This window comes from Acinetobacter sp. OYA S30, assembly GCF_033599315.1.
Taxonomy (GTDB): domain Bacteria; phylum Pseudomonadota; class Gammaproteobacteria; order Pseudomonadales; family Moraxellaceae; genus Acinetobacter; species Acinetobacter baumannii.
This window is the reverse complement of the sequence record NZ_JAWVAV010000147.1, coordinates 1-501: the sequence shown is the minus strand read 5'-3', so window position 1 is coordinate 501 and position 501 is coordinate 1. Positions and strand designations below refer to the sequence as shown.

At 36.3% G+C, this 501-nt stretch carries 1 pseudogene; it reads left to right on the top strand.

Going from position 1 to position 501, the window contains the following annotated elements:
- A pseudogene (locus R5R67_RS19555) lies at nt 1–501 on the top strand (cation transporter); the annotation flags it as partial.

The window sequence follows — 501 nt, the reverse complement described above, 5'->3', positions numbered from 1 at the left end:
ATCCCTAAAATGGATTGTTCCGCAGAGGAACAAATGGTTCGGATGACTTTATCTTCTTTGGTAAATGTTAAGAGGCTAGTTTTTGATTTGCCGAATCGAAACCTAAAAGTTATACATAATGGTGAAAGCAATGAAATCACTGCAAAACTTGAAGCTCTTGGGTTTGGAGCAAAATTAAATAAAACTGAAGCCTATGTAAATAAAGAGCATGCAAAAGAAATCAGTACGTTTCTGATTCCTAAAATGGATTGCTCTGCTGAGGAGCAAATGGTTCGTATGGCATTGTCTCCAGTGAGTGAGGTCAAAGGACTAACATTTGATTTACCTAATCGGAAATTAAAAGTTTTTCATAATGATGGTCTTAATGAAATTACTAGCAAACTTGAAGCACTTGGTTTTGGAGCCAAACTTGAGAGTACCGCTGCCTCTGTGGGTGAAATGCCTGAAAAAGCAGATACGTCTGAACAAGCAAAAGTTTTAAAAATTCTTTTAGCGATTAAT